This is a genomic window from Mycobacterium sp. HUMS_12744610 (assembly GCF_041206865.1).
GTDB classification, from domain to species: Bacteria; Actinomycetota; Actinomycetes; order Mycobacteriales; family Mycobacteriaceae; genus Mycobacterium; species Mycobacterium servetii.
Window position 1 is genome coordinate 5283553 of the sequence record NZ_JBGEDP010000001.1, and the last position, 24224, is coordinate 5307776.

The 24224-nt window shown below is 72.3% G+C and carries 24 protein-coding genes and 2 pseudogenes; 13 read left to right on the plus strand and 13 right to left on the minus strand.

The genetic code is table 11. The features are described 5' to 3' along the window. Window positions 1-18 precede the first annotated feature (18 nt). On the plus strand, window positions 19-351 hold the full coding sequence (locus AB8998_RS25650) for a DUF732 domain-containing protein (RefSeq protein ID WP_369740760.1): 333 nt from the start codon (window positions 19-21) through the stop codon (window positions 349-351). Window positions 352-376: 25 nt separating this feature from the next. Here the strand turns inward: AB8998_RS25650 and AB8998_RS25655 are convergent, their stop codons facing one another. Next, window positions 377-1069, minus strand: a complete 693-nt coding sequence (locus AB8998_RS25655; RefSeq protein ID WP_369740762.1) for a demethylmenaquinone methyltransferase — start codon at window positions 1067-1069, stop codon at window positions 377-379. Between the two features lie 161 nt (window positions 1070-1230). Between AB8998_RS25655 and AB8998_RS25660 the strand changes: the two genes are divergently transcribed. After that, window positions 1231-1749: a CHAP domain-containing protein gene (locus AB8998_RS25660; RefSeq protein WP_369740764.1), complete on the plus strand. Its 519-nt coding sequence runs from the start codon at window positions 1231-1233 to the stop codon at window positions 1747-1749. 12 nt (window positions 1750-1761) lie between these two features. On the opposite strand, the gene AB8998_RS25665 is transcribed toward AB8998_RS25660, so the two are convergent. The 7 genes from AB8998_RS25665 to AB8998_RS25695 all read right to left on the minus strand — a co-directional run bounded on the left by AB8998_RS25665 (window position 1762) and on the right by AB8998_RS25695 (window position 9148). Next, a complete protein-coding gene (locus AB8998_RS25665) occupies window positions 1762-2913 on the minus strand; it encodes a glycosyltransferase family 4 protein (RefSeq protein WP_369740765.1) in 1152 nt (383 codons plus the stop codon). A 69-nt stretch (window positions 2914-2982) separates the two neighbouring features. Next, complete coding sequence (locus AB8998_RS25670) at window positions 2983-3543, minus strand: DUF3592 domain-containing protein (protein ID WP_369740766.1); 561 nt, start codon at window positions 3541-3543, stop codon at window positions 2983-2985. A gap of 10 nt (window positions 3544-3553) precedes the next feature. Continuing rightward, on the minus strand, window positions 3554-5176 hold the full coding sequence (gene menD, locus AB8998_RS25675) for a 2-succinyl-5-enolpyruvyl-6-hydroxy-3-cyclohexene-1-carboxylic-acid synthase (RefSeq protein ID WP_369740768.1): 1623 nt from the start codon (window positions 5174-5176) through the stop codon (window positions 3554-3556). Between the two features lie 32 nt (window positions 5177-5208). Continuing rightward, window positions 5209-5997: an alpha/beta fold hydrolase gene (locus AB8998_RS25680; RefSeq protein WP_369740770.1), complete on the minus strand. Its 789-nt coding sequence runs from the start codon at window positions 5995-5997 to the stop codon at window positions 5209-5211. A gap of 39 nt (window positions 5998-6036) precedes the next feature. Beyond that, a complete protein-coding gene (locus AB8998_RS25685; protein ID WP_369740771.1) occupies window positions 6037-6573 on the minus strand; it encodes a DoxX family membrane protein in 537 nt (178 codons plus the stop codon). Further along, window positions 6570-7550, minus strand: coding sequence for an o-succinylbenzoate synthase (locus AB8998_RS25690; RefSeq protein WP_369740773.1), 981 nt, complete (start codon window positions 7548-7550; stop codon window positions 6570-6572). The genes AB8998_RS25685 and AB8998_RS25690 overlap by 4 nt, the downstream gene beginning before the upstream one ends. Continuing rightward, window positions 7547-9148 (minus strand): amidohydrolase, encoded by a 1602-nt coding sequence (locus tag AB8998_RS25695; RefSeq protein WP_369740774.1) that lies wholly within the window; start codon window positions 9146-9148, stop codon window positions 7547-7549. Before AB8998_RS25695 ends, AB8998_RS25690 begins: the two co-directional genes overlap by 4 nt. 117 nt (window positions 9149-9265) lie before the next feature. On the opposite strand from AB8998_RS25695, the gene fadD8 reads away from it, so the two are divergent. Then, window positions 9266-10867: a fatty-acid--CoA ligase FadD8 gene (gene fadD8 / locus AB8998_RS25700; RefSeq protein WP_369740775.1), complete on the plus strand. Its 1602-nt coding sequence runs from the start codon at window positions 9266-9268 to the stop codon at window positions 10865-10867. Here the strand turns inward: fadD8 and AB8998_RS25705 are convergent. Beyond that, a pseudogene (locus tag AB8998_RS25705) lies at window positions 10864-11013 on the minus strand (TetR/AcrR family transcriptional regulator); the annotation flags it as partial. The gene fadD8 and the pseudogene AB8998_RS25705 overlap by 4 nt on opposite strands. Before the next feature lie 129 nt (window positions 11014-11142). On the opposite strand from AB8998_RS25705, the gene AB8998_RS25710 reads away from it, so the two are divergent. From AB8998_RS25710 to AB8998_RS25750, 9 genes and pseudogenes are all read left to right on the plus strand, one after another. Next, entirely contained in the window at window positions 11143-11598 is a 456-nt protein-coding gene (locus AB8998_RS25710; protein ID WP_369740777.1) for a nitroreductase family deazaflavin-dependent oxidoreductase, read from the plus strand. A 2-nt stretch (window positions 11599-11600) separates the two neighbouring features. Further along, window positions 11601-12500 carry a 1,4-dihydroxy-2-naphthoyl-CoA synthase gene (locus AB8998_RS25715; RefSeq protein ID WP_369740778.1) on the plus strand — a complete coding sequence of 300 codons (900 nt, stop codon included), beginning with the start codon at window positions 11601-11603 and terminating at the stop codon, window positions 12498-12500. A 33-nt stretch (window positions 12501-12533) separates the two neighbouring features. Continuing rightward, on the plus strand, window positions 12534-13430 hold the full coding sequence (locus AB8998_RS25720) for an SDR family oxidoreductase (protein ID WP_369740779.1): 897 nt from the start codon (window positions 12534-12536) through the stop codon (window positions 13428-13430). 46 nt (window positions 13431-13476) lie between these two features. Further along, window positions 13477-13884, plus strand: coding sequence for a VOC family protein (locus tag AB8998_RS25725; protein WP_369740780.1), 408 nt, complete (start codon window positions 13477-13479; stop codon window positions 13882-13884). A gap of 96 nt (window positions 13885-13980) precedes the next feature. After that, window positions 13981-15214 (plus strand): annotated as a pseudogene (locus AB8998_RS25730) (inorganic phosphate transporter); the annotation flags it as partial. Between the two features lie 10 nt (window positions 15215-15224). Next, window positions 15225-15524 carry a hypothetical protein gene (locus tag AB8998_RS25735; protein ID WP_369741761.1) on the plus strand — a complete coding sequence of 100 codons (300 nt, stop codon included), beginning with the start codon at window positions 15225-15227 and terminating at the stop codon, window positions 15522-15524. 54 nt (window positions 15525-15578) lie between these two features. Further along, the gene (locus AB8998_RS25740) at window positions 15579-15881 is read left to right on the plus strand and encodes a DUF3349 domain-containing protein (protein ID WP_369740781.1); all 303 of its coding nucleotides are present in this window, start codon (window positions 15579-15581) and stop codon (window positions 15879-15881) included. Between the two features lie 68 nt (window positions 15882-15949). Then, entirely contained in the window at window positions 15950-17029 is a 1080-nt protein-coding gene (gene menE, locus AB8998_RS25745) for an o-succinylbenzoate--CoA ligase (RefSeq protein WP_369741762.1), read from the plus strand. 23 nt (window positions 17030-17052) lie between these two features. After that, window positions 17053-18405, plus strand: a complete 1353-nt coding sequence (locus AB8998_RS25750; protein ID WP_369741763.1) for a hypothetical protein — start codon at window positions 17053-17055, stop codon at window positions 18403-18405. Between the two features lie 15 nt (window positions 18406-18420). Here the strand turns inward: AB8998_RS25750 and AB8998_RS25755 are convergent, their stop codons facing one another. The 4 genes from AB8998_RS25755 to AB8998_RS25770 all read right to left on the minus strand — a co-directional run bounded on the left by AB8998_RS25755 (window position 18421) and on the right by AB8998_RS25770 (window position 22281). Next, a complete protein-coding gene (locus tag AB8998_RS25755) occupies window positions 18421-19086 on the minus strand; it encodes a DUF732 domain-containing protein (RefSeq protein WP_369740782.1) in 666 nt (221 codons plus the stop codon). 72 nt (window positions 19087-19158) lie between these two features. After that, a complete protein-coding gene (locus AB8998_RS25760; protein ID WP_369741764.1) occupies window positions 19159-19815 on the minus strand; it encodes a TIGR04282 family arsenosugar biosynthesis glycosyltransferase in 657 nt (218 codons plus the stop codon). Then, window positions 19815-20471: a glycosyltransferase family 2 protein gene (locus tag AB8998_RS25765; protein ID WP_369740784.1), complete on the minus strand. Its 657-nt coding sequence runs from the start codon at window positions 20469-20471 to the stop codon at window positions 19815-19817. The genes AB8998_RS25760 and AB8998_RS25765 overlap by 1 nt, the downstream gene beginning before the upstream one ends. A 10-nt stretch (window positions 20472-20481) precedes the next feature. Then, on the minus strand, window positions 20482-22281 hold the full coding sequence (locus AB8998_RS25770) for a DUF7159 family protein (RefSeq protein ID WP_369740785.1): 1800 nt from the start codon (window positions 22279-22281) through the stop codon (window positions 20482-20484). A gap of 353 nt (window positions 22282-22634) precedes the next feature. On the opposite strand from AB8998_RS25770, the gene AB8998_RS25775 reads away from it, so the two are divergent. Then, a complete protein-coding gene (locus tag AB8998_RS25775) occupies window positions 22635-24218 on the plus strand; it encodes a DUF7937 domain-containing protein (RefSeq protein WP_369741765.1) in 1584 nt (527 codons plus the stop codon). Window positions 24219-24224 lie beyond the last annotated feature (6 nt).

A 24224-nucleotide genomic window follows, 5' to 3' on the forward strand; every position in this document is an offset into this window, starting at 1 on the left:
CGGTGTATAGTCCCGCTAATGAAGCGTACGAGGCTGGTCACGGGCGTCGCCGTGGCGGCTGCAGCAATCGCGCTGGCCGCGCCGGCGCAGGCCGACTATGACACCGAATTCAAGAACACCGTCAACGACTTCGGCGTCTATGGCCCCCAGGACCAACTCGCGTGGCTCGCCAAGATCGAGTGCGAGCGGATCGAGCGCGGCGTGGACCACGACGCCCACCAATCCGCCGTCTTCCTGCAGCGGAACCTACCGCTCGGCACCACCCAGGGCCAGGCGCTGCAGTTCCTCGGCGCGGGTATCGACCATTACTGCCCCGACCAGGTCGGCTTCATCCAGCGCGCCGGGACCTAGTTTTCCTAAGTTCCCGGCCCTCGCCTCACCGCAGCGGCTTGTACGCTGCGTGCAGTGCGACGATGCCCCCGGTCAGATTGCGCCACCGCACCCCAGACCATCCCGCCCCGCCGATCAGGTGCGCCAGCGCGGCCTGGTCCGGCCAGGCGCGGATCGACTCGGCCAGGTACACGTAGGCCTCGGGGTTGCTGGACACCGCCCGCGCGACCCGCGGCAGCGCCCGCATCAGGTACTCCTTGTAGACGGTGGCGAACACCGCGCTGGTGGGCGTGGAGAACTCGCACACCACCAGCCTCCCGCCGGGCCTGGTGACGCGGGCCATCTCGCGCAGCGCCGCCTGCAGGTCGGCGACGTTGCGCAGCCCGAAGCTGATCGTGACCGCGTCGAACACGCCGTCGGCGAACGGCAGCCGCGTCGCGTCGCCGGCGACCTTGGGCACCCTACGGGCCGCACCCGCCGCCAGCATCCCGACCGAGAAATCGGCCGCCACGCACCATGCCCCTGACTTCGCCAACTCGACCGTGGACACCGCGGTCCCCGCAGCCAGATCCAGCACCTTCTGGCCGGACCCGATCCGCAGCGCGGACCGGGTCGCGCTGCGCCAGTACCGGTCCTGGCCCAGCGACAGCACGGTGTTGGTCAGGTCGTACCGGCGAGCGACGCCGTCGAACATCGACGCGACGGCGCGGGGATCCTTGTCCAGGGCGGCGCGACTCACGCAATAGACGCTACCGGGGCGGATCGGCGCCCCCGCACGGATCTTAGGATTTCCCCCTCGGCGCGCACGGTCGTTACCTAAGCTCAACCCTGCACCCATCACACGGAGGCACGACGCCAATGGGATTCGGCCTGAGATCGCCATCGCTGCAGCGATGCCGGGTGGTTACCCGCCGCGGCCTGCTGCGCGCCGGCGTCGCGGCGGCCGCGGCCCTCACCGCGGGCGGGCTGGTTTTCGCCGCGACCGCGGAAGCCGAACCGGCCGCGGCGGCTGGGGCCGCACCGGCGGCCAGCCCGGGGCGCGCGATGGGACAGCGCCGGTCCGTCAACGCCGCCACCGAGGGCCAGTGCACGTGGGGCGCCCTGCAGAAGTGGTTCGACGCCGGCGGGTACTACCCGGCCCTCGACGGCAACGCCATGGACTGGGCGGACTCGGCGCGGGCGCACGGTTGGACGGTCGTCACCGACGCGCAGCCACGCGCGATCGTGGTGTTCCAGCCGTGGCTGCCCGGCGTAAGCCCGTACGGCCATGCCGCCTGGGTGAACTCGGTCTCCGAACGCTTCGACGGCACGTGGGTGAACATCACGGAGATGAACAACGGATCCCATGGCGGCGCCGGCCAGTGGTGGACCCGCGATGCCAGGAGCGTCCCCGGGATGTCCTACATCCTGATGCCCTGAGGCGGAAGGGCCTTAAGCGCGCCGCCTCAGGCGCGCGGACACCTGCGCCCGGGCAAACGGCGACAGCACCGCCTCGTAGTGGCCGAGCAGCTCGTCACAGATGACCGGCCAGCTCCGGTGAAGCACGCTGCGCCGGGCCGCCTGCGCGTAGCGGTGCCGTTCGGCGAGCAGATGCGCGACGGCGGCGGGCAGCCTGGCCTCGAACTCGTTGACGGGCAGGAGCAATCCGGTGCGGCACGGCGTGACGAGATCACGCGGGCCGCCGGCGTCGGGGGCGATCACCGGCAGCCCCGACGCCAGCGCTTCTTGCACGACCTGACAGAACGTCTCGTGCTCGCCGGTGTGCACGAAGACGTCCATGCTGGCATAGGCCGCGGCGAGGTCGGCGCCGTAGAGCGCGCCGGTGAACAACGCCGTCGGCATCGCCGACCGCAGTTTGGCCTGGTCGACGCCGTCGCCGACGATGACGAGCTGCACCTGGCCGCCGGCGGCCAGCGCGGCGAGGCGTTCGACGTGTTTTTCCGGCGCGAGCCGGCCCACGAACCCGACGATCGGCCTGCCCTGTGGCGACCAGCGGCGCCGCAGCGCCTCGTCACGCGCCGAGGGCGCATAACGGATGATGTCGACCCCGCGCCCCCACTGGTGCACCCGCGGGATGCGCCGGGCCACCAGCGACTCCACCGTGGCGCTGGAGGGGGCCAGGGTGCGGTCGGCCAGGCCGTGCAGGTGCCGGAACCACGCCCACGCCGCCCGGGTGGTGATGCCGATGCCGTAGCTCTTCGCGAAACCCGGGACGTCGGTCTGGTAGACCGCGACGGCCGGCACCCCGAGACGGCGCGCGGCCCGCACCCCGCCGTAGCCGAGTAGCGCCGGCGAGGCCAGATGAATGACGTCGGGGTCGAACCCGCGCAGGGTGCGCACCATGCGGGGGGTGGGCACCCCGAGCGGCAACGTGGTCACCTTCGGGAACATCCGCGACGGCACCCGATGCACCCGGATCCCGTCGTGAATGCGCTCGGCGGGAGGCTCACCCGGCGGGGTGTCGGGTGCGATGACGAGAGCCTCGTGCCCCGTCCTGCGCAGGTGCTCGAGCACCCGGATCACCGAGTTGCTGACACCGTTGACATGCGGGAGGAAGGATTCGGCGACGATCGCAACGCGCACATCACGATAATGTCAGGGCCGACTGTCGATTAGGTTGCCGACGGGCATACGTCGTTTGAAATCTGCTGCTCACGACCCTGACACGGCCGACGGCGCCCCCTCGGGGCCGGCCGCGGGCCTGGTCTCGGGGCGCCGGTCCAGCCGTTTGTCCAGCACCGCCAGACCGATCAGCAGCGCCGTCGCGACCAGCCAGCCGACCACCGCGATGGAACCCGCCGGGATGATCGCCAGCCCGGCGTTACGGTGCTGCACCCGGACCAGGTTCGGGTCGTTCTTGTTGTATTCGACGTAGATGCGCATGCCCGTCGACAACTCGGACGGGTACAGCACACCGAGCTCGGGCCGGTAGGTGACCCGCTCGGGGGTGACGAACTCGATCGTTGAGCGCCGCGGCCCGGCGCTGAGCACCTCGGCCTGCGCCACCCCCATGTTGTGCCGGATCGCCAGGTCGTCGCGCCAGGCGCCGGCCACCAACAGCACCGACTGCAGCGTGACCAGACCGGCCACGATCAGCACCGCGATCCGCGCCCACCGCAGCACGAAGCGCGTCCGGGTCTTCGGCGGTTCGTCGCTGCGGCCGTGGATCAGGATGCGCAGCACCGCCTTCACCGAGGTCAGGGTGTCCGGCATCGCACCGGGCTCACAGCGCGGCCTTGATGGCCGCGTGCAGTTGACGCAGCGAGGACCGGTCCGCCTTGACCTCGAGCACGCGCATGCCCGCCGCGGGCTCGTCGAGGGCCGCGTCGAGCTCGCCGACCTCGATCTGGCGGCTCTCGACGTGGTAAGCCCGGCACAGTGCGCCCACGTCGACGTCGTGCGGGGTGCCGAACACCCGCGACGACACGTCGGAGAACCTGGGGTCGCCCTGCTCGAGCAGCTCGAAGATGCCGCCCCCGTTGTCGTTGGACACCACGATGGTCAGGCGCTGCGGTGTCGGCTCGGTGGGCCCGATCAGCAGCCCGGAGCTGTCGTGGACGAAGGTGAGGTCGCCGATAAGGGCGATCGTGCGCCCCTCGAATGCCAAAGCTGCCCCGACCGCGGTGGAGACGGTGCCGTCGATGCCGGCGACCCCGCGGTTGGAGCGCACCCGGATGCCGCGCGGGTGCAGCCCGACGAGGGCCGCATCGCGGACCGGGTTGGAGGCGCCGAGCACCAGCTGGTCGCCCGGCCGCAGCGCGTCGGCCACCGCGGCGGCCACGTGCAGGCCGGTGGTGAGCGGGTGTATCTCGAGCTGACCGCGCACGGCCTGGTTCGCGTGCCGGTTCACCTCCGCGCAGCGCCGCAGCCACGCCGGGTGCGGCGCCCCGGTGGTGACCGCCCGGGTGCCGGTGGCCTGCGAGTTGCCGGACACGTCCGGCCAGCGCGGCCCGGTGGTCAGCGCGTACACCGGCACCTGCGGGTCGGCCAGCAGGGCCGACACCGGCCGGTGCAGGGTCGGGCGGCCGAGCATGATCACCTGCTTGGGGCGCAGCAGCGGCAGCGCCAGCGGGTGCAACGGATTGGCGGCCGGTGGGGCGGTCGGCTCGGCAACGGTCGGCAACCGGTCCAGGTTGGGATGGGCGCCCGCGCCGTGCCCGGCGATGACGACCGTGTCGGGTGACAGGTCGATGTCCAGCGGCTGGTCGAACGTCACCGGCGGCGTGTAGGTCCACGGCTTCCCGCCGGGCCGGCCCGGCGGGGTCACCGGCTGGGGTTCGGCGTCGGGCACCAGGGGCTCGCGCAGCGGGATGTCGAACTGCACGGGCCCGGCATTGGCGGTGCGTGACCCGGTGGCCGCGGCCAGCACCCGGCAGGTGGCCGAGCGCCAGGTGGCGTTGAGCGCGTCCAGCCGCTCGGGCGCGTCCTCGGCCAGGCCCAGGCTGATGGTGGCGCGCACCTGGGTGCCGAAGTAGCCCAGCTGCTCCATGGTCTGGTTGGCCCCGGTGCCCAGCAGTTCGTAGGGCCGGTTGGCCGAGAGCACGATCAGCGGCACCCGGGCGTAGTTGGCCTCGACCACCGCCGGGCCCAGGTTCGCGACGGCGGTGCCCGACGTCATGGCGACGCACACCGGCGCGCCGGCGGCGATCGCCAGGCCGATGGCCAGATAGCCGGCCGTACGTTCGTCGATGCGGACGTGCAACCGGACCCGGCCGGCCCGGTCGGCGTCCTGCAGGGCGAACGCCAGCGGGGCGTTGCGCGACCCGGGGCACAGCACGACATCGCGCACGCCGCCGCGGATCAGCTCGTCAACGACGACACGGGCCTGGGTCGTCGAGGGGTTCACTCTTACAGGGTGTCACACCGGCGCAGGCGCGCTCAGACCTTGACGCCGGCGAAGAACTGCAGCGCCGCGGAGTTGACGGCCTGCGGCCGCTCCAGGAAGCCGAGGTGGCCGGCGTCGGGGACCTGCAGGTACCGGCCGTTGGGCAGCGCGTCGGCCACCTCGCGGCCCAGATAGGGCGGGGTGACCACGTCGTCGGCGAAGCCGATGACCAGCACCGGGGCGGCGATGCTGCGGTACGCGGGCAGCCGGTTGGTCTGCGGGGAGACGTCCAGCTGGCAGCGCAGTCCCGGGGTCTGCTTGATCGGCCAGGTGGAGAACATCGCGATCCAGTCGGCCACGGCCTCGTCGTCGTTGATCGTCTTGCGGGAGAAGCTCTCCAGCAAACGTGAGCGCGCGTCGTAGGAGGGCGGCAGCTGGGCCCCCGACTCGTACAGCTCGATCTCGGCGTCGTGAAAGAACTGGCGGGCATGGTCGAGGCGGCCGCGGGTGGCCATCAGCACGGCGGAGCTGACCAGTTCGGGCCGGACCACCATCAACTCCTGGGCGATGAACGAGCCCATCGATACCCCGACGATGCGCGCAGGCGCGGCGTCCAGCGACTCGATCAGCGCGGCGGTGTCGGCGACCATGGTCTGGGTGGTGAACCCCTCGGCGTTCTCGGTGGCGCCGATCCCGCGGTTGTCGAAGGTGATGACCCGGTAGCCCGCTTCCAGAAACGCCGGCACCTGATGCGGCAGCCAGGTGCGCCCGGGGCCGCCACGGCCGGAGATGAAGACGACGGCTTCCCCGGAGCCGCGGTCGTCGTAAGCCAGGTTGATCACCCGACCGACGGTACAGGTGCCTGGGTGCGCGCCCGTCCGCTACACCGAGGGTCCGGCCACGAGATGCCACCACGGGACGCGGCGGGCTATCGGGATGTCCAGCGCCAGGCGACGGTCGAGCCCGTGCTCGAGTTTCACCAGCAGGGCCAGGAAGACGAGCACGTAGATGATCGACGTCCCGACGTCGGTCGCGCCCGCGGTGGCGGTGTACGGCCCGCCGAACCCCTCGGCCGTCGACCAGATGCTCAGGCTGTAGAGCGCGCCGCCAAGGTAGACCGCACGGCGGGCGAGCCCGGTCAGCAGCAGGACCGCGATCGTCGTCTCGGTCAGCGCGACGAGGTCGACCCACAGGCCGGGTGCGGGTCGCATCAGATGGATCCAGACGTCGAACCATGGCCTTAGCCACTGCGCCTGACCCTGCGCGGTGGCGACCATGCTCGGCAGCATGGTGGCGCGGAACCCGGGCTGCCATTTCAGCCAGGCGTCGATCGCCCAGGCCACCCCGAACGCGATGCGCAGTGCGGTGGCCCCTGTCTCGGTGCGGGTGTTCCCCGCCGCGTTTTCCACGGCCATCACGCTACCGATCCGTCGAGCAGCCGGAAACAGGCTTCGACCCGCTCGGCCCACCACCGCCGCCGCTCGCCCGGCGCGGCCAGCGCCCGCAGCCGCGCCGGGTCCGGCGCGACCGGTCCGACGGGCAGGAAGCCGTCGACGGCGGGGGCGACGTCGGCCACGTCCTCGACGAACAGCCCGCCGGTGCCCAGCCCGCAGGCGTGGCCCAGGTGCGGCAACGCCGCCGCCGCGGTCAGGCCGTGGCTGATGCCCACCGCCGAATCGAGCGCGCTGGAGACCACGACCGGGACGTCGATCTGCGCGGCGATGTCCAGCAGCGCCGAGATCCCGCCCAGCGGCGCGACTTTGAGCACGGCGATGTCGGCGGCGCCGGCGCGAACCACGGCCAGCGGGTCGTCGGCCTTGCGGATGCTCTCGTCGGCGGCGATCGGCACGCGTGGCATGTCCGGCCGGCGGCGCAGCGCCGCGAGTTCGTCGACCGTGGCGCAGGGTTGTTCGAGGTATTCCAGCGGGCCGTCGGCGCTCAGCGCGGCCGCGGCCGCGGCGGCCTGCTCGACGGTCCAGCCGCCGTTGGCGTCCACGCGCACCGTCGGCACCAGTTCGCGCACCGCGTTGACGCGGGCGACGTCGTCGGCCAGCGTCTGCCCGGGCTCGGCGACCTTCACCTTGGCCGTGCGCGCGCCGGGGAACCGGGCCAGCACGCCGGGCACCTCTTCCGGCCCGACGGCCGGCACGGTGGCGTTGATCGGCACGCGGTCGCGCCGCAGCGGCGGCGGCTCGCGGTAGGCGGCCTCGATGCCGGCAGCGAGCCAGTGCGCGGCCTCCGGCGGCTCGTATTCGGGGAACGCCCCGAACTCGCCCCACCCGGTGGGGCCCTCGATCAGCGCGACCTCGCGGGTGGTGATGCCGCGGAACCTGACCCGCATCGGCAGCGCGACGACGTGCAGCCGGTCCAGCAGGTCCGCCAGCGGTGGCCTCACCGGCCGTGCACCCGGCGGCCCGCCAGGTACGTCGCGCGCACCTCCAGGTCGGCGATCCGCTCGGGCGGCACGGTGCGGGGGTCGGCCGACAGCACCACCAGGTCCGCATACTTGCCGACCTCGAGCGAGCCGATCGCGTCGTCGGCGAACAGCTGCCAGGCGGCGTCGAGGGTCTGCGCGCGGATGGCCTGCTCGACGGTGAGGCACTCCTGCGGCCCCAGCACCCGGCCGGAGGGCGCGGTGCGGGTCACGGCCACGCTGATGTTGCGCAGCGGCTCCTCGGGGGTGACCGGCGGGTCGTTGTGCAGCGAGATGCGCATGCCGGTGGCCACCGCGGAACCCGCAGGCATCCAACGGGATCCGCGCTCCTCGCCGAACAGGCCGTCGACGATGACGTCGCCCCAGTAGTGGATCTGGTCGACGAAGATGCTGCAGGTGACCCCGAGCTCGGCTGCCTTTTGCAGCTGTTCGGGGCGGATGGCGCCGACGTGTTCCAGGCGCAGCCGGTGGTCGGAACGAGGCCAGCGCCGCAATGCTTCTTCGTAGACGTCGAGGATGGTGTCCACGCCGGCGTCGCCCTGGACATGGCAGGCCATCTGCCAGCCCAGCGGGAAGTAGGCGCCGACGATCTCGGCGAGCTGCTCGCGCGTGTAGTTGGCGTGCCCGCACGAACCGGCCGCACCGATGCTGCGGGTGGCGGCGGTGTCCAGGTAGGGGAAGCTCAGCGCGATGTTGCCGATCCACGGCGAGCCGTCCACCCAGATCTTGATGCCGACCTGGCGCACCAGGTCGTCGCCTTGGCCGGGCGTCGCCGCGGTGGACATCTGCGGGTTGGAGATCTCGTAGGTGCGCAGCCGCACCGTCAGCTCGTCGTGCAACTGGGCGAGCAGCGGCGCGAACGCGGGGTCGAACGCCATGTCCGAGCAGGTGGTCAGCCCGGCGCGGTTGAGCCGCGCGCATTCGTCGCGCAGCATCTGCGGGTAGCTCTCGGGCTCGATCGCCCCGGCCAGCAGCGGGAACACCGCGCCGATCTCCTCGGCGCTGCCGTCGAGTTCGCCGTCGGCGCCGCGGCCGTAACGGGCGCCCTTCGGGTCGGGGGTGTCGCGGGTGAGCCCGGCGTGCCTGGCCGCCGCCGAGTTGAAATAGGCCTTGTGCCCGGAGTTGTGGACGATCACCAGCGGCCCGTCGGGCGCCGTGTCGTCGAGCCAGGCCGCCGTCGGCCCGGGCAGGCCGGGCTGCAGCAGCGGATCCCAGCCGCTCAGGTAGGCGCCGGCCGCGCCCCTGGCGGCCGTCTCGCGGCGGACCGCGGCGACGACGTCGTCGGCATCGCGGACCGTCACCGGCCGGATGTCGACGATCCGGTCCGACAGGGCCAGGGCCTCCATCAGCGGATGCCCATGTGCCTCAACGAATCCCGGCATGACGCAGCCGTCACCGACATCGACGGTCTCGGTGCCGGCGCCGATGAGACCGGCCACCTCGGAGCGGGTCCCGACGGCGACGATCCGGCCGTCGGCGACGGCGAGCGCCTCGGCCGTCGGACGCTTTTCGTCGACGGTCAGTACGGTTCCGGTGAAGACCAGATCAGCGTGCGCCATGTGCAGGAATCGTAGTGCCGCGAGGGTGTGGCTGACCGGAATTGCAACACGTTCTAGTCTTGGCCCATGAGTCGCGTCGACGACGATGCAGAGCGAGCGATGAGGAGGAGCGACGCCATGAGTGACGATCTGCTACGCCATCCCATTCATTCCGGACACCTCACCGTCGGTGCGCTCAAGCGCAACAAGGACAAACCGGTGCTGCATCTCGGCGACACCACGCTGACCGGTGGACAGCTCGCCGAGCGCATCAGCCAGTACATCCAGGCGTTCGAGGCGCTCGGTGCGGGCACCGGCGCGACCGTCGGGCTGTTATCGCTGAACCGGCCCGAGGTGCTGATGATCATCGGCGCCGGCCAGACGCAGGGTTACCGGCGTGTGGCCCTGCATCCGCTGGGCTCCCTGGACGACCACGCCTACGTGCTGGGTGACGCGGGCGTGACGTCGCTGATCATCGACCCCAACCCGATGTTCGTCGAGCGGGCGCTGGGCCTGCTGGAGAAGGTTCCCGGCCTCAAGCAGATCCTGACCATCGGCCCGGTCCCCGAAGCTCTCGGCGACTCCGCAGTAGACCTGGTGGCCGAAGCCGCGAAGTATCCGCCGAAGCCGTTGGTGGCGGCCGACCTTCCGCCCGACCACATCGGCGGGATGGCCTACACCGGCGGCACCACCGGCAAGCCCAAGGGGGTGCTGGGCACCGCGCAGTCGATCACCACGATGACCACGATCCAGCTCGCCGAGTGGGAGTGGCCGGAGAACCCGCGCTTTTTGATGTGCACCCCGCTGTCGCACGCCGGGGCGGCGTTCTTCGTGCCGACGATCATCAAGGGCGGCGAGCTGGTTGTGCTGACCAAGTTCGACCCGGCCGAGGTGCTGCGGGTGATCGAGGAGCAGAAGATCACCGCGACGATGCTGGTGCCGTCGATGATCTACGCGCTGATGGACCACCCCGACTCGCACACCCGCGACCTGTCCTCGCTGGAGACGGTCTACTACGGCGCCTCGGCGATGAACCCGGTGCGGCTGGCCGAGGCCATCCGCCGCTTCGGACCGATCTTCGCCCAGTACTACGGGCAGTCCGAAGCCCCGATGGTGATCTCCTATCTGGCCAAGAAGGACCACGACGAGAAGCGGCTCACCTCCTGCGGGCGGCCCACCCTGTTCGCCCGCACGGCGCTGCTGGACGCCGACGGCAACCCGGTGCCCCAGGGCGAGGTCGGCGAGATCTGCGTGTCCGGGCCGCTGCTTTCCGGCGGGTACTGGAACCTGCCGGAGGAGACGGCCAAGACGTTCAAGGACGGCTGGCTGCACACCGGTGACATGGCCCGCGAGGACTCCGACGGCTTCTGGTTCATCGTCGACCGGGTCAAGGACATGATCGTCACCGGCGGGTTCAACGTGTTCCCGCGCGAGGTCGAGGACGTCGTCGCCGAACACCCGGCCGTTGCGCAGGTGTGCGTGATCGGCACGCCGGACGAGAAGTGGGGCGAAGCCGTCACCGCGGTGATCGTGCTGCGGCCCGACCATCCGTCCGACGAGGAGTCGGTGGCGCGGGTGACCGTCGAGATCCAGTCCGCGGTCAAGGAGCGCAAGGGCTCGGTGCAGTCGCCCAAGCAGGTGATCGTCGTCGAGTCGGTACCGGTGACCGCGCTGGGCAAGCCGGACAAGAAGGCCGTGCGGGCCCGGTTCTGGGAGGGCGCGGACCGCGCGGTCGGCTAGGAGGGCGGGGCGGCGACCCCGGCCAACGGGAGGTCCAGCATGCGGCCCGTCTGTTCGGGTGAAGCACTGGCCAAAAAGATGCCGATCAGGCTGGACATCACGTCGTCGGCGGCCACGTCGGGACGCAGGCTCCCGTCCCCGGCGCCGGGGCCATCACCCTGGGCGCGGACGCGGTGGCCCGCCTGGACGCCGTTCACCATTCCGGGGTCCGACCCGTGGGCGCACGGCGTCGAACCCTTCCTGGAGGCGCCGAACGCCTGACTACTGTGTCAGGCATGGCAGGTGCAGAAGCCCTCGAGCCGCCCCGGTGGCTCAAGCCGGCGAACAAGGTCTTCATCGCGATGTCGCGGCTCGGGCTGAGTTTCTGCGGGGAGAGCCCGGTCGTGCTGACCGTCCCGGGCCGCAAGACCGGGGCCCCGCGTTCGACGCCGGTCACCCCGATGACGCTGGACGGCAAACGCTACGTCGTCGGCGGCTTCCCCGGCGCCGACTGGGTTCGCAACGCCCGGGCCGCGCGCGAAGCCACCCTCGAGCGTGGCCGCCGCAGCGAGCGGGTCCGGATGGTCGAGCTGCCCGCCGAGGACGCCAGACCGGTGCTGCGGGCCTTCCCCACGGAGGTGCCCACCGGTGTCGGTTTCATGAAGCGCTCCGGGTTGGTCACCGACGGGCGCCCCGAGGAGTTCGAGGCGCTGGCCGGGCGCTGCGCCGTCTTCCGGCTCGATCCGCTATGACCATGAACGGCAACCCTTTTGACGCTCCGGCATGGCGCCCGATCAGCGGGTTCGGCGACCTGACCGACATCACCTATCACCGCCACACCGACGCCACCGTGCGGGTGGCGTTCAACCGGCCCGAGGTGCGCAACGCGTTCCGGCCGCACACCGTCGACGAGCTCTACCGCGCGCTCGACCACGCCCGGATGTCGCCGGACGTCGGCGTGGTGCTGCTGACGGGCAACGGCCCGTCCCCGAAGGACGGCGGCTGGGCCTTCTGCTCGGGCGGCGACCAGCGCATCCGCGGGCGATCCGGCTACCAGTACGCGAGCGGGGACACCGCTGAAACCATTGACGCGGCCCGCGCGGGCAGGTTGCACATCCTCGAGGTGCAGCGGCTGATCCGGTTCATGCCCAAGGTGGTGATCTGCCTGGTCAACGGCTGGGCGGCCGGCGGCGGGCACAGCCTGCACGTGGTCTGCGACCTCACCCTGGCCAGCCGCGAGCACGCCCGTTTCAAGCAGACCGACGCCGACGTCGGCAGTTTCGACGGCGGCTACGGCAGCGCCTACCTGGCGCGCCAGGTGGGCCAGAAGTTCGCCCGCGAGATTTTTTTCCTGGGCCGCACGTACACCGCCGAGCAGATGCACCACATGGGCGCGGTCAACGAGGTCGTCGACCATGCCGAACTCGAACGCGTGGCGGTGCAGTGGGCGGCCGAGATCAACGCGAAATCGCCGCAGGCCCAACGTATGTTGAAGTTCGCGTTCAACCTGCTCGACGACGGGCTGGTGGGCCAGCAGCTGTTCGCCGGCGAGGCCACGCGGCTGGCGTACATGACCGACGAGGCCGTCGAGGGCCGCGACGCGTTCCTGCAAAAGCGCCCCCCGGACTGGAGCCCGTTCCCGCGCTACTTCTGAGCGGGCCGGCGGGCGCCGCCTACACTCCCCACGATGAGTAAAAGCCCGCTTCGCCGCCTCACCGACCAGCTCGTGCTGGCGACCATGCGGCCGCCCGCCGCGCCGCAGGTGCTGGTCAACCGGCCCGCGATCAAGCCGATCGAGCTGGCCGGCAAGCGCATTCTGATCACCGGGGCCTCCTCGGGCATCGGGGAGGCCGCCGCCGAGCGGTTCGCCCGCCTCGGCGCCATCGTGGTGCTCGCCGCCCGCCGCCGAGAGTTGCTGGATGCGGTGGCCGAACGGATCACGACCGCGGGCGGCACCGCGCTGGCGATGCCCTGCGACGTCTCGGACATGGACGCCGTCGACGCGCTGGTCGCCGACGTCCAGCAGCGCCTCGGCGGGATCGACATCCTGGTCAACAACGCCGCCCGGTCCATCCGCCGGCCGCTGGCCGAGTCGCTGGAACGCTGGCACGACGTCGAGCGGACCATGGTGCTTAACTACTATGCGCCGCTGCGGCTGATCCGCGGTTTGGCGCCCGGGATGCTCGAGCGCGGCGACGGCCACGTCATCAACGTCTCGACGTGGGGCGTGCTGTCGGAGGCCTCGCCGCTGTTCGCGGTCTACAACGCCTCCAAGGCCGCGCTGTCGATGGTGAGCCGGGTGGTCGAGACCGAATGGGGCCACCGGGGTGTGCATTCGACGACCTTGTACTACCCGTTGGTGGCCACGCCGATGATCGCCCCGACGAAGGCCTACGAGGGGGTCCCCGCGCTGACGCCGGAGGAGGCCGCCGAGTGGATGATCACCGCGGCCCGCACCCGGCCGGTGCGGATCGCGCCCCGGATGGCGATCGCGGCCAAGGCGCTCGACACCATCGGCCCGCGCTGGGTCAACGCCCTCATGCAGCGCCAAAGCATCCAGCCCAACCGCGCGGCCGGGAACTGACCGAAGGCCATCGCCGCGGCGACACGGACGTGATAGACACAACGCCATGGAGATCCTGGCCAGCCGGATGCTGCTCCGACCGGCGGACTACGAGCGCTCGCTGAGCTTCTACCGCGACGAGATCGGCCTGGCGATCTTCCGCGACTACGGCGGCGGCACGGTGTTTTTCGCCGGGCAGTCGCTGCTGGAGCTGGCCGGGTACGGCTCCCCGGACCATTCCCGGGGACCGTTTCCGGGCGCGCTGTGGCTGCAGGTCCGCGACATCGCGGCAACCCAGGCCGAGCTGCGGGGCCGGGGGGTGCCGATTGCTCGCGAGGCGCGCCAGGAACCGTGGGGCCTGCGCGAGATGCACGTGACCGACCCGGACGGCATCACGCTGATCTTCGTCGAAATCCCGCCTGAGCATCCGCTTCGCCGCGACACCCGTGGTGAACCGGAGCCCAATTCAGGTTAACGACGAGGTAACTTATGGCGACCACTCAAGCTACACCCGCATTTGCGGTCTTCCTCCGTTCGACAATGAATCCCCCCACTACGAGAATCAGGCGCTGTGGACATCCAACTGTTCCTCTTGATCATTGTCGTAATCACGGCACTCGCTTTCGATTTCACGAACGGCTTCCACGACACCGGCAACGCCATGGCGACGTCGATCGCCAGTGGTGCCCTGGCGCCCAAGGCGGCGGTCGGGCTGTCGGCGGTGCTCAACCTGGTCGGCGCCTTCATGTCCACCGCGGTCGCCGCCACGATCGCCAAGGGGCTGATCGACGGGCACATCGTGACGCTGGAGCTGGTCTTCGCCGGCCTGGTCGGGGGCATCGTCTGGAACCTGATGACGTGGCTGCTCGGCATCCCGTCGAGTTCCTCGCACGCGCTGGTCGGCGGCATCGTCGGCGCCACGATCGCCGCCGTGGGCGGGCATGGCGTGCTCTGGAAGGGCATCGTGTCCAAGGTGCTCATCCCGGCCGTCGTCGCCGCGATCCTGGCCATCGCCGTGGGCGCGATCGCGACCTGGCTGGTGTACCGGATCACCCGCGGCGTCCGGGCCGACCGCACCGAGGCCGGGTTCCGGTACGGCCAGTGGGGTTCGGCGTCGCTGGTCTCGTTGGCGCACGGTACCAACGACGCGCAGAAGACGATGGGCATCATTTTCCTGGCTCTTATCTCCTACGGGTCGATCAGCGCGAGCGCCGCGATGCCGCCGCTGTGGGTCATCGTGTGCTGCGCCATCGCGATGGCGTCGGGCACCTACCTGGGCGGCTGGCGGATCATCCGCACGCTGGGCAAGGGGCTGGTCGAGATTCAGTCGCCGCAGGGTATGGCCGCCGAGTCGTCCTCGGCCGCGGTGATCCTGCTCTCGGCGCACTTCGGCTACGCCCTGTCGACGACGCAGGTGTGCACCGGTTCGGTGCTGGGCAGCGGGCTGGGCAAGCCCGGCGGCGAGGTGCGCTGGGGCGTGGCCGGCCGGATGGTCGTCGCGTGGCTGGTCACCCTTCCGCTGGCCGGGCTCGTCGGCGCGGTCACCTACTGGATCGTCCACCTCATCGGGGGCTACCCCGGCGCGATCATCGGCTTCGGGCTGCTCGTCGCCGTCTCGGCGGTCATCTACGTCCGGTCGCGCAAGGTCAAGGTCGACCACAAGAACGTCAACGCCGAATGGGAGGGCAGCCTGACCGCCGGCCTCGACGCCGCCGAGAAGATACCGCCGCCCACCGACGTCATACCACCGACCGGCACCGGCGTGCCGCCCCGTTCCGGTTCCGACGACCCCACGGTCGGTGCGGGGAACCTGTCATGAGCGGCTTCAGCGAGTGGTTCAACTACGAGGCCTCCCTGAAGATCCTGGTGTTCAGCATGCTGGCCGGCGCCGCGCTGCCGGGGCTGTTCGCCGTCGGACTGCGGCTGCACGCCATGGGCGCCGGGGAGGTCAGCACCAACGGCGCCGCCCCGCAGCGCAACCCGGCGCTGACCGCGCTCGCGTGGGCGATCTACGCGCTGGTGGTCGTGGTCATCCTGTTCGCCCTGGCCTACATCTCCCGCGATTTCATCGCGCACCACACCGGGTATCCGTTCCTCGGAGCAAAGACCAAGTAGCATCGGATTCGGTCTCCGCCGAAGCCGAGCCCACCGCCCGGAACAGGTTGCACAGTGAACGGATTCCTCAGCTCGATCGTGGCCTGGCTGCGCGCCGGCTACCCTGAGGGCGTCCCACCGACCGACACCTTCGCGGTGCTCGCCCTGCTCACGCGCCGGTTGAGCAACGACGAGGTCATCGCCGTGGCCAACGAACTGATCCGGCGCGACGAACTCGACGACATCGACATCGGCGTGGCGATCACCCAGATCACCGACGAGCTACCCTCGCCGCAGGACGTCGAGCGAGTGCGGGCGCGCTTGGCCGAGCAGGGCTGGCCGTTCGACGCCGAGCAGGACGCGGGAGAACGCCCATAGCAGTCCTGCGCGCACTCGGCGTCCCGGCGGGCCGCGCCGCCGGCGTGCTGCTGCCCGCCCTGGAACGGGTGCTGGCCGGGGGTGGACCTCCGCTACTCGCCGTGCCGGCCGATCCCGACCCGGCGGCGCTGCGCGCGTTGCGGGTCGACGAGGACGTCGAGGACGACGTGGCGCTCGTCGCGACCACGTCGGGCACCACCGGTGCGCCCAAGGGCGCCCTGCTGACCGCCGCCGCCCTGCGGGCCAGCGCGTCGGCCACCCATGATCGGCTCGGGGGGCCGGGCGCCTGGCTGCTGGCCCTGCCGCCGCATCACATCGCGGGGATCCAGGTGGTGGTGCGCAGCCTGCTGGCCGGCGCGGAGCCCGTCGAACTCGACGTCTCGGCCGGCTTCGAAACCGCCGAACTGCCCGGCGCGATCCGGCGGCTGGGCCCCGGCCGCCGCTACACCTCGCTGGTCGCCGCCCAGCTGGCCAAGGCGCTCGCCGACCCGGCGGCCGCGGCCGCCCTCGCCGACCTCGACGCCGTGCTGCTCGGCGGCGGGCCGGCACCGGCTCGGGTGCTGGACGCCGCGGCGGCGGCCGGCGTCACGGTGGTGCGCACCTACGGGATGAGCGAGACCGCGGGCGGCTGCGTGTACGACGGCGTGCCGCTCGACGGTGTCCGGGTGCGCGTGAGCGGCGACGGGCGCGTCGTCATCGGGGGCGCGACGCTGGCCAAGGGCTACCGCAACCCGGTCGTCGGCGACCCGTTCGCCGAGCCCGGCTGGTTTTTCACCGAGGACCTCGGCGTCCTCGACGGCGCGGGCGTGCTCAGCGTGCTGGGCCGCGCCGACGACGCGATCAGCACCGGCGGGCTGACGGTGCTGCCGCAGCCCGTCGAGGCGGCGCTGGACACCCACCCCGCCGTGCGCGAGTGCGCGGTGTTCGGCCTGCCCGACGACCGGCTGGGCCAGCGGGTGGTCGCCGCGGTGGTGCCCGCCGACGGTTGCGCTCCGCCGACGCTGGAGGCGCTGCGGGCGCACGTGGCGCGCACCCTGGACGCCACCGCGGCGCCGCGCGAACTGCACGTCGTCGACGAGCTGCCGCGCCGCGGCATCGGCAAGCTCGACCGGCGGGCGCTGGTGCGGCGGTTCTCCCCCGGTCAATAGGCTTGTCGACCGTGAAGACTGCGCTGCGGGAGTTTGCCCGGGAGGCGGTGGCGGTTGCGGCCGGGGCGACCCTGGTGGTGGCCGCGTTCGTGCTGCCGCGCCTGCATCTGGGGGTCAAACCCCTGCTGGGGGTCGGGCCGGAGCGATTCGCCACGCACGCCGGGTCGGCGCCGATCTTCGGGGCGTGGGAGATCCACGCGAGCTGGGGCACCGGACCGGCCATTGCGCTCGCCGTGGCCGCGGTGGTGTGGGGACCGACTGTGGCGCAACGGCTTTCCTGGCGGGTGCTGACGCTGGGCACCTGGGCCGCCGCGTGCGCGTGGGCGTTCGCGCTGGCGATGATCGACGGCTGGCAGCGCGGCTTCGCCGGCCGGTTGACCACCCGCGACGAGTACCTGCACGAGGTGCCGGGCATCACCGACATCCCGGCCACGCTGCACACGTTCGCCGGCCGCATCCTCGACTTCCAGCCGCACTCCTGGACGACGCACGTCTCCGGCCATCCCCCGGGTGCGCTGCTGACGTTCGTGTGGCTGGACCGGATCGGCCTGCACGGCGGCGCCTGGGCCGGCTTGCTGTGCCTGCTGGTCGGCTCGAGCGCGGCGGCCGCGATGGTCGTCGCGATCCGCGCGCTGGCCGGCGAGCCGACCGCGCGGCGGGTCGCGCCGTTCGTGGCGGTGGCCCCGACGGCGATCTGGGTGGCGGTGTCGGCCGACGGCTATTTCGCCGGCGTCGCGGCCTGGGGCATCGGGCTGCTGGCCCTGGCGGTGCACGGGACGGTCCGGTTCCCCGCGGCGGCGGCCGCCGCCGCGGGCCTGCTGCTCGGCTGGGGGGTCTTCCTCAGTTACGGCCTGATGCTGATGGGGCTGCCGGCGCTGGCGGTGCTGGCGTCGGCGGCCGGCCGGCCGGCGGCACTGCGAGCCCTGGGCGCCGCCGCGGCGGCGGCGCTGGCGGTGGCGGCGGTGTTCGCCGTCGCCGGGTTCTCCTGGTTCGAGGGCTACACCCTTGTGCAGCAACGCTATTGGCAGGGCATCGCCAAGGATCGGCCGTTCGCCTACTGGTGGTGGGCCAACCTGGCGTGCGTGGTGTGCGCGATCGGGCTGGGCAGCGTGGCCGGGCTGACCCGGGTGTTCGACGTGGCCGCGATCCGGCGCCGCTGCGGGTTGCATCTGGTGTTGCTGGGGGCGCTGGCCGCCGTCGTCGCCGCGGACGCGACCACGCTGAGCAAGGCCGAGGTGGAACGGATCTGGCTGCCGTTCACCGTCTGGCTCACCGCCGCGCCCGCGCTGCTGCCGGTGCGGTCGCATCGCGTGTGGCTGGCGGTCAACGCCGCCGGCGCGCTGCTGGTGAACACCGTGATCGTCACGAACTGGTAGGCGCCGGATCCCGTCTCAGGGTGCGAGCCTGACCCAGCCCGGCGGCATGGGCGGCGACGGGTCCGCGGGAGCGCCGCCCTGGCCGCCGCCGCGGGTGCCGCCCGGCGCTGGGACGGTCGGCGGTGGCCGCTTCGGCGGGGGCGGTACCGCGATCGGCCGGGGCGCCGGTGCCAGGGTCGGCGCGTCCGGGGGTGGCGCCGGAATCTCCGGCGGGTTCGGGGCGAGGTCCCCGACCGGAAGCACCGGGGTGAGCAGCGAGACGGGATGCACGGCCGGACCGCGCGCCCGGGCGGCATAGGCCGTGATGGAGACGATCTTGCCGTGGTCGCCGGGGCAGTAGGCCTCGACCGACGCGGTGATGAACCGGGTGATCGTGGACATGACACGGCGGTCGGGGAAGCGGTGTCCGGCCGGGCCGGTGAGCGCGTGGTCCTTCATGTCGTCGATGACGGCGTTCACCGTCACGCCGCGGTCGAGCTTGCCGCAGATCTTGTGGGCCGTGGCGATCAGGCTCGGCACGCCCTCGAGTGCGGGAATCTGTTCTTGTTCGAGGAGAGCCAGAAACTGCGCGTCCTCGTTCGGGTCGGCCACCGCCACGCCGCCGCGTAGCCACGCGCCGCCGGTGAGCACCACGACGGCGGCGGCTAGGACGCCGGCGTGGCCGATGATGCTGGGGGACATCGGGGGTTCCGTTCTGCGGTGCCATCACAATGGGCTTCCCCGGCGCCCACCGCTGGAATGCCGCTACCTCGGTTAGAGCCCGGCCGCGCGGGTAGCCCGCGCGAAACGGGTGTCGGTTGTGCACGCCGCTCGCACTGCGGCGACATCACCGACGACGTCGAAGTCGGCCAGTTGTTCTACAACTGTAACGTCGATCCCGTTGGCGTGCAAGGCCTTCAGAGTGAGCTGTCCGGTGTCGGGGTGCGACATGGGGACGGTGCGCAGGCACTCGGCCATCGCCGGCGTCGCCACCCCGAGCGCCCACCAGCCGCCGTCGTGGGCGGGGCCGAGCACGGCCGGCGCACCGAGCAGTCGGTCGGCGCAACCGGCCAGCAACGCGGCGCTCACCTGCGGGGTGTCCATCCCGATCTGCAGCACCGGATACCCCTGCGCCGAATCGGCGTGGGCGTTGGCGAGCCGGTCGCCGAAGTCCTCGCCGCGCTGCGCGATCACGGTGAACGAATCCAGCCGCCGCCGGATCTCGGCGGCCCCCGCGGCGGAGTCCAGGTCGCCGGTGAGCGCGACCACCCGCGCGGCCACCGGCGTGGCGGCCACGGCGTCCAGCGTGTCCAGCAGCGCGGCGGCAGCGATGTCGGCGGCGACCCGTTCGCCGACCGTGGCGGCCAGCCGCGTCTTGGCCAGGCCGGGCTGCGGCGCCTTGGCGACGACCAGCAACGTCACCGGGCGGATCACGAGATGACCTTCCAGAAGTCCAGGATCGCGATGAGGCTGCCCCGCAGCGAACCGCTGACCTTGGATTTGCCGCCCGTCCGCGGACCGTAGGCGACGTCCAGTTCGACCACGCGCCAGCCGGCCGCCGCGGCGCGGACCAACAGCTCGAGCGGATAACCGGACCGTCGGTCGGCGACTCCCAGGGCCAGAAGCGCATCGCGCCGAGCCACCCGCATCGGCGCGATGTCGTGGACCGGCAGGCCGTGCCGGGTGCGCAGCCGCCAGCTCATCACCACGGTGCCCAGCCGCGCGACCCACGGCCAGTGCAGCCCCGGCACGGGGCGGCGCCGGCCGATCACCAGGTCGGCGCCGTCGAGCGCGGCGACCAGCCGCGGGAGGTCGCGGGGGTCCAGCGAGCCGTCGGCGTCGATGACCGCCACGATGGGGGTCGCCGCGGCGACCACCCCCGCGTGCACCGCCGACCCGTAACCGGGCCGCGGCTCGGCGACCACCCGGGCGCCGTGGCACCGCGCGACGGCGGCGGTGTCGTCGGTGCTGTTGTTGTCCACGACCAGCGCCCGGTACCCCTCGGGGATGGCCGCCAGCACCGCCGGCAGCGACTCCTCCTCGTCGAGACACGGCAGCACCACCGTGACCGCGTCAGGCTCCGCCATGGGTGGCCGCTCAGAACCCGAACCCGTGGCGACCGCCGCCGGCGCCGCCCGACCCCTGCGGGGTCTGCGGCTTCGGCGCCACCGGCTGGGGCGCCACCGGCTGGGGCGCCTGGGTCTGGGGCGCCTGGGTCTGGGGCGCCTGGGTCTGGGGCGCCTGGGTCTGGGGCTGCGTGTACGTCGGCACCGGCGCCTGGGTCGTGGGTTGGGTGCCCGGAACCGTCGACGGCGCCTCGGTGGGGGTCACCGGCGCCATCGACGTGGTCGGCGCGCTCGACGTCGTGGGCGCGCTCGACGTCGTCGGCGGGTTCGACGTCGTCGGCGGGTTCGACGTCGTGGGCGGGTTCGACGTGGTCGGCGCGCTCGACGTGGTCGGCGCGCTCGACGTGGTCGGCGGGTTCGACGTGGTCGGCGGGTTCGACGTGGTCGGCGGGTTCGACGTGGTCGGCGGGTTCGACGTGGTCGGCGGGTTCGACGTCGTGGGCGGGGCGGGATTCGTGGTCGGCGGGTTCGGGTATGGCGGCTGCCAGCCCGGGAACGGGATGGGGATCGGGACGGGAATCGGCATATTCGGCAGGGGGTTGGGCACGAAACCCGGCCCGCTCGGCACGGCCGGCGCGTTCGGAGCGGGCCCGCCCGGCGTCCCGCCCCCGGCCGGTGGCGACACCGGCTGCGGGGCCCCGCCGCCGTTCGCCGGGGCCGAGATGGTGCCGCCCTGGAACCCGGCGTTGGGCGCCTCGGGAGGCGGCGGCGGCACCGGGGCCTGCTGCTGCGTCGGCAACAACGGCATGAACTTGCCGGGGGCGGCGTTCTGGTGTCCGACCACGGGCTCCTGGCTCGCGGTCGGCCGCACCGCGATCGCCACCGCGACGGCCAGTGACGCGAACCCGATGACAGCGAACGCGATGACGGCGTTGCCGATCAGCAGCGCGCGCCGGTTCAGGGGCGCCCGGCCCGCGGCGGCGTCGTCGTAGTCGTACTCGTCGCCGTATTCCTCGAAAGCCGGCAACAGCTCGGAGTCGCCGGCCATCGAGTAGGCCAGCTGCTGTTCCTCCGCGTCCGGCTCGGCCGCGGGCGCCAGGGCGGTCGCGTCGCCGCTGGCCATCATCGTGGTTTCGTCGCCGCCCGGCACCGGCGCGGCGCGCGTGGCGTCCGGCGCGCCGGCGGCCGGGGCCGCCGCCAGCGCCGCACCCCGGGCCAGGGCGAACGTCGGGTCTTCGGGAATCTGCACCCGGGTGGTGGCATCGCCCAACTGGCCGGCGATGCGGGTCAGGTCGGACGAAGCGCGATCGGACGCGCCGACCAGGTAGACCTCGCCGGGAGCGTCGGGGTGCTCACCGAGCCTGGCCAGCAGCGTGTCGAACGTGGCGGTGGCATCGCCGCCGGCGAGCGGCCCCGACGCCAACAGCGTCGGCGGCGCGTCGACGTCCCCGGGACCGGAGCCCACCAGCGACAGCGTCGCCGTCTCGTCGTCGACCACCAACGCGGCGCCGGGCCGCCCGGCCGCCCGCATCAGCGCCGCGACCGCCTGCGACTCCGAGAGCACCCCGACGTTGAGGACACCGGAATCTTCCAGCGCCCGCCGCAGCTGTTCCGCCTTGGGCTGGTCCGCCCAGCACAGCCGGGTGCCAACCAGGCGGTGACTCTCGTCGGCCAGGAGCCGGTTCGTGCCGACCACGGTCTCGGTCAGCTTCCCGACCGGGTTGTCCTCGAGGTCGACGACGGACTGGTCGATCACGTCATTGCCGTCCGGCCCCAGCAGGGCCAAGCGGGCAACGGGGCCTGTGACCGCGACCCCCAAAACGACGTCCATCCCGGCTCTCCTTCGGCTGGCGACCCCGCAGCCAGCAATGTCCCGGCATCACTACACTGCGATACCGTCGGCATTATCAGTTCGCCTACGAGCGCAGCGTAACCAGCGTCGGCGAACGACGGCGCGGTCGCCGCAACGACACCCGCGGAGAGCCATCGCCGCGGCGTCCGAACGGAGACTATGGTCGCAAGCGAGCAACGCAGTCGGCCCGCCGGGGTGTGCCCCGGCCGCACCACCGAACCCGCGCCGGCGGTAACCGTCCTTGAGACCCGGGGGGCCTCGTGAGCCACAGCAGCGACGACACGCCTACCGGCCCCATCGGCGGGCAGACGCAGCGCATACCCGGGGCCGCCGTGCACCGGGCCCCGGCGGCCGCCACCGCGCCGGGGCCGGCGGGCGGGTGGTCGCGGACCCGCGACCTGACGGCCGCCGGCCTGCTCGTCGTCGCGCCGCTGCTGCCGTGGAACCTCTATTTCGGGCTCGGCATCCCCGGCACCAGCGGCGCCGTGTTCGCCGTGCTGATCGCGGTAACCGTACTGTCGCTGCTGGCGCTGGGCGTGACGCGGCTGGGCCCGCTGCGGTCCCACCCCGCCGTGGCGGGCCGGTTTCGCGCGGGCGGCAACGTCCCCTATCTGCTGCTGGTGCTGGCTTTCGTCGGGTTCGACGTGTTCGAGACGGTCCGTTTCGCCGGCACCGTTCAGGTGCCGGGCGGGGTCGGGCCGGGGGCGTGGCTCGGTGTGGCCGGCGCGCTGCTGAGCACGCAACCGGTGAGCCCCGCGTCGGCGGACACCAAGTTCCCCGCCGTCCGGGTCATCGGCTACGCGTCGATGCTCGGGGCGGCGCTGAGCTTCGGCTTCAACCTGTTCTGGCGGGTGAAGTACGCGCTGGGCGGCGCCGGGTTCGGCAAACAGAACATCGCGGTCATCACGAGCGCGGTGGTCTACGGCGTGGTGGCCCTGGTCGCCGTCCTCGTCGCCTCCACGTGGCTCGTCCGCACCACCAAGGCGTCCCGGCTGGCCACCGTGGCGCTCGGGGTGTCGGCGTCGGTCGCCGGCGTCCTGGTGTGGATCCTGCCCGTCGGCCGTGACGTCGACGCATTCCACGGCATCGCGCAGAACACCTCGACGGCCGGCGTCGGGTTCGAGGGCTACCTGGCGTGGGCGGCGGCGGCGGCGGTGTTCGCGCCACGGACGTTCCTGGACCACCGGGGCGCGCGCACGACCGAGGCGAACGCCTGGCGGGCGGCGGCGCGCAACGGCCTGGCGCTGATCGCCGTCTGGTGCCTGGGGTCGATGGCCATGCGGCTCACCGACCTCGCCGTCGCGGTCAGCCTGAACTACCCGTTCTCCCGGTACGACAGCATGGTGCTGGCCGGCTTCGACCTGGTCACCGCGACCCTGGCGATCTGGCTGCGCGTCAACCTGGCCAACGACGCGGTCTCGGCGCGCCTGGTGTCGTCGCTGTGCGGGCTCGTCGCCACGCTGAGCGTCTCGCGCGTCGTGCTGGGTGTCGCGCTGGCGCCGCGGTTCCAGGAGCCGCCCAACGCGACCGCGCGGAACCCGGTGTACGGCAACGATCTCGCCCAGCAGATCACCAGCGTCTTCGACGTGACGCTGTGCGGGCTGGCCCTGTGCATCCTGGCCGCGGCGATCGTCGCCGGACGCCACCGGCGCCGGAAGCGCGCCGCCCCGGCCGGCGGCCGCCGGCCGTCGGCGGCACCGACCACCCGCGTCCGGGTGCCCCGCCCGGCCCCGCCGTCGGCGGCGGCGACGACGCGGATCCCGACCGGCGCACCCGGCGCCGGCGCGGAGCACCCCACCACCGTGATTCCGCAGGCAGGGCCCGGCCCGCGGATCTTCCGGGGCGAGGACTCGGCCACGCGGCAGATCCCCGTGCCGAAGCCCAGGATCTTCCGGGCCCCGCACGACACGAAGTAGTCGGGG

Coding starts and splice junctions, on each gene's coding strand:
- AB8998_RS25650 (WP_369740760.1), top strand. CDS start 19: ATGAAGCGTACGAGGCTGGTCACGGGCGTCGCCGTGGCGGCTGCAGCA.
- AB8998_RS25670 (WP_369740766.1), bottom strand. CDS start 3,543: ATGCCGGACACCCTGACCTCGGTGAAGGCGGTGCTGCGCATCCTGATC.
- AB8998_RS25695 (WP_369740774.1), bottom strand. CDS start 9,148: ATGGCGCACGCTGATCTGGTCTTCACCGGAACCGTACTGACCGTCGAC.
- fadD8 (WP_369740775.1), top strand. CDS start 9,266: ATGAGTGACGATCTGCTACGCCATCCCATTCATTCCGGACACCTCACC.
- AB8998_RS25710 (WP_369740777.1), top strand. CDS start 11,143: ATGGCAGGTGCAGAAGCCCTCGAGCCGCCCCGGTGGCTCAAGCCGGCG.
- AB8998_RS25715 (WP_369740778.1), top strand. CDS start 11,601: ATGAACGGCAACCCTTTTGACGCTCCGGCATGGCGCCCGATCAGCGGG.
- AB8998_RS25720 (WP_369740779.1), top strand. CDS start 12,534: ATGAGTAAAAGCCCGCTTCGCCGCCTCACCGACCAGCTCGTGCTGGCG.
- AB8998_RS25725 (WP_369740780.1), top strand. CDS start 13,477: ATGGAGATCCTGGCCAGCCGGATGCTGCTCCGACCGGCGGACTACGAG.
- AB8998_RS25735 (WP_369741761.1), top strand. CDS start 15,225: ATGAGCGGCTTCAGCGAGTGGTTCAACTACGAGGCCTCCCTGAAGATC.
- AB8998_RS25755 (WP_369740782.1), bottom strand. CDS start 19,086: ATGTCCCCCAGCATCATCGGCCACGCCGGCGTCCTAGCCGCCGCCGTC.
- AB8998_RS25765 (WP_369740784.1), bottom strand. CDS start 20,471: ATGGCGGAGCCTGACGCGGTCACGGTGGTGCTGCCGTGTCTCGACGAG.
- AB8998_RS25770 (WP_369740785.1), bottom strand. CDS start 22,281: ATGGACGTCGTTTTGGGGGTCGCGGTCACAGGCCCCGTTGCCCGCTTG.